3 protein-coding genes are annotated in these 3,698 nt (G+C 44.5%); 1 reads left to right on the forward strand and 2 read right to left on the reverse strand.

Annotated features, from left to right (window positions below; genetic code table 11):
• Positions 1-135: 135 nt before the first annotated feature.
• Positions 136-1,077 (reverse strand): bifunctional helix-turn-helix transcriptional regulator/GNAT family N-acetyltransferase, encoded by a 942-nt coding sequence (locus VIP81_RS00020; RefSeq protein WP_331956421.1) that lies wholly within the window; start codon positions 1,075-1,077, stop codon positions 136-138.
• Positions 1,078-1,244: 167 nt separating this feature from the next.
• Between VIP81_RS00020 and VIP81_RS00025 the strand changes: the two genes are divergently transcribed.
• Positions 1,245-2,687, forward strand: a complete 1,443-nt coding sequence (locus VIP81_RS00025; protein ID WP_331956422.1) for a sodium:solute symporter — start codon at positions 1,245-1,247, stop codon at positions 2,685-2,687.
• 48 nt (positions 2,688-2,735) lie between these two features.
• On the opposite strand, the gene VIP81_RS00030 is transcribed toward VIP81_RS00025, so the two are convergent.
• A partial coding sequence (locus VIP81_RS00030; protein WP_331956423.1) for an ion channel occupies positions 2,736-3,698 on the reverse strand: 963 nt, incomplete at its 5' end.

Raw genomic sequence — 3,698 nt, forward strand, 5'->3', positions numbered from 1 at the left:
TAGCTGTTAGCTTTTAGCTGTTAGCTGTTAGCCTGCATTATTATCCAAAAATTCAGGTCTTTTTAGCTAAAAACTAATAGCCAACCGCATTATCCATACGCTTAAAACTAAAAGCTAACAGCTAAAAGCTAACAGCTAAGGGCTAACAGCTAATTCCATATCATACCGCTGTTCATACAGCTGTTGTCCCCATAACTGCAGGTATTTTTCACCTGTTTTGCGGAAGCCTGCCTTTTTATAAAGCGCAATAGCAGTTTCCTGCATGCTGGTTGTCATCAGGTATACTTTCTGATAATCCTTCTCTCTGCAAAAAACGATGGCTTCCTGTAATAATTTTTTGCCCAGTCCCCTGCCCCGATAGTCCGGGTGAATGAGGAACCAACGGAGCTGCGCCAGGTGACGGGAAGATCCCAGGATGGCAACAGATCCCACTATCTGGTTATCTGCAATTGCCAGGAAAATGCGGTCCTTGGCGGGATTATACGTAGGCAGAAACTCATAGAATGTTTTGCATACATAGGCTTCGAACTCCAGGTTATACCCCGATTCTTTCGCATATAGTTGTCCATGCAGATAAATAAGATACCCCACATCTCCCGGCAGGAGGTTATAACGGATATGGATATCCGAAACGGGCGTTTCTTCGGGGGCCGACAAAATCTGTTGGATAGATTTCATGGCACCGGCCATCTGTAGCTGTTGTTTTTCAGATAAGGGGGCGGTTAAGCGATGAATTTCGCCGGTGGACTTTTCATCCAGTCCTGCCAGCAGTTTTTTACCTGCCGCACTGAGGTGCAGAAAAAACGTACGTCCGTCGGCGGTAGACTGCTGCCTGTTGAGCCATCCGTTTTTTTCGAACTTCTTCAACATGCGGCTGAGATAACCGCCATCGATCTTTAAAATATTGATTAACTCCCCGGCGGTGCATTTATTCCGATGCCCTATTTCATATATTACCCTTACTTCAGACAGCGATAAGTTACTTTCCAGGATATGCTGATTGAGCAATCCTATCATCCCGGTATAAAAGCGGTTAAAACTGCGGATATCGCTGACGATGGGAGATTCGTTGGCCATAGATCATTGTTTTCCAGACAAAAGTAAATAAATACTTGACAAAAGCAAATTAATTATTTGCCTTTGTCAAGTATTTGTTTACGGCTTAATTTGCCTTCGGGACCGGCCAGTAAGATCATTATCTTTGCCTCTTTGCCGGAAAGTAGTATCTTGATCAAATTTGATTTATGTCGCCAGGTTTATTATTCTCATTCGTCGTTGCCTACTTCGTTATTTTATTGGTAGTAGCATGGTATACGGGTCGTAATTCCAACAATGACTCCTTTTTTATCGGTAATCGCAACAGTAACTGGATGCTGGTGGCCTTTGGCATGATCGGCACTTCTCTCAGCGGCGTTACTTTTGTAAGTGTACCCGGAGCGGTAGGAAAAGATGCCTTTTCCTATATGCAGATCACCCTTGGGTATTTTATAGGCTATATTACAATTGCCTATGTGCTGATACCTCTCTATTACCGGCTGCAACTCACTTCTATCTATAATTATCTGAATAGTCGTTTTGGTAACCATTCCTACAAAACCGGGGCTTCCTTCTTTATTCTGTCCCGTACCCTCGGCGCCACTGCCCGATTGTACCTGGTGGTAAGAATATTACAGGATGCTATTCTCTCCAGTTTCGGAGTTCCTTTCTGGCTTACCACGCTGATCATCTTATTCATGATTTTGCTGTATACCTATGAGGGCGGTGTTAAAACCATTGTGTACACAGACACGTTACAAACCACCTGCATGCTGGCAGGACTGGTGATTTGCGTAGGATATATGCTGCATACCATGCACCTGAACCTGGGGGAAAGTCTAACGGCGATGCATGAACGGGGACTGACCACCATCTTCAATACCGATCCGGATAGCAAACTCTTTTTCCTTAAACAGATTGTGGCGGGTGCTTTCATTACCATTACCATGACCGGTCTGGATCAGGAGATGATGCAGAAAAACATCTCTGTAAAAACATTAAAAGATTCGAAAAAAAATATGGTCTCGCTGGCCTTTATTATGGTGATCGTAATAGGGCTGTTTCTTTTCCTGGGAGGTCTGCTTCACTTATATGGTGCCCAGCAGCAGGTAACTGTTACGGGAGATAAATTATTCCCGGAGCTGGCATTGCATCATATGCCGCCCGTGATTTCCGTGATCTTTATTATTGCGCTGATCTCCGCGCTGTTCCCCAGCGCAGATGGTGCCATGACGGCGCTGACTTCCTCTCTCTGCATCGACATCCTGAACATGCAAACGAGAACCGACTGGACAGAAGAACAGAAGAAAAAATACCGTCAGCGTATCCACCTGATGATGGCATTTATTTTCCTGCTTTTTGTAATGATATTTGAGTGGGTGAATAACCAGAGTATGATTGGCGTTATTCTGAAAGTGGCCACCTATACATATGGCCCGTTACTGGGATTATTTGCTTTTGGTATGCTATCCAAACGTAAGGTAAACGATGTACTGGTACCGATTGTATGTGTAGCCGCTCCCCTGCTTTGTTTACTGGTAGATCTGAATCAATCTCTGCTCTTCGGCAAGTTCCAGATAGGATTGGAATTATTAATCCTCAACGGATTCTTTACTTACTTAGGATTATTACTGATTTCCCGTAAGTCATAAAATTTTGCGCAGCTGCTATGCTTTCAACAGCATAGCAGCTGCACTTTCTCACGCTTCTACCTGCACTTCTATTTCCTTCGTTTTGCTCAAATGATGTAACTCCAGAATGGTTGTTTTTCCATTATCGCTTTCCCGGTACATAGGTATAAATTTCCGGTTATACAGGATTTCCTGGTACGTATAAGACGTGCGCTGGATCACGGTATTGGCGTATACATCGTTAAAGCCTCTTACCGTTACATACAATTCCACGTCTGCCGTTTCCATATCCTGCGCGGAAAATCCGAGCAAGGGGCTGTTGTCGTCGATCGGATGCACCACGGTCCAGTTCATCGACAAGGTTTCCACCATCCTTCTTTCCAATGGCAGGGTATAAAATTTATACACTGCATTGCCATTTTCCTGCACCTGCAAACCCAGGGTTACCAGTACTTCTACATTGGTGAGGGTATGATTTTCCTTGTAGGAAGCAAAGCGGAACATGAGGGCTGTTTTATCCTGATAAGGCGCAACGAGTGCTTCATCGCTAAACAGCAGGTGTGCCCGCGGTTTTGAAAACCGGCCATAAATAAGACCTGTAGCCACCGCAAATGAGAGGAAGCCAGTCATGGCTTCAATTGCTGCTACCATGTTCACCCCATCTCCAATCGGGTTTACCCTGCCGTATCCCACCGTAGTAAAGGTTTCTGTGCTAAAGAAAAATATTTCCTTAAACCGGTCCCAGGTGGTTTGCCCTATAATACCCTGGAATTGTCCTGCACCAAGCCACCAGTAAATGCCGGAATACAGGAGGTTAATAGAAAAATAAAAAAGGAGAATAACCACGCCAAACTGCCAGGCAGGTACGTTCAGTAATGCATGATAAATATTAAAACGATGCATAAAGGAACGCCCTTCCCGACGTATGTTAAAGCTCCCGTCACGATTGATAAAACGGCCTCCGTAGCCGTTCGCATTAACGCCGAATCCGGTGTCGTCATTTTGTCTTGAAAAAGGGTTGATTCTTTTCAG

Source organism: Chitinophaga sp. (assembly GCF_036566945.1).
Lineage (GTDB): Bacteria > Bacteroidota > Bacteroidia > Chitinophagales > Chitinophagaceae > Chitinophaga.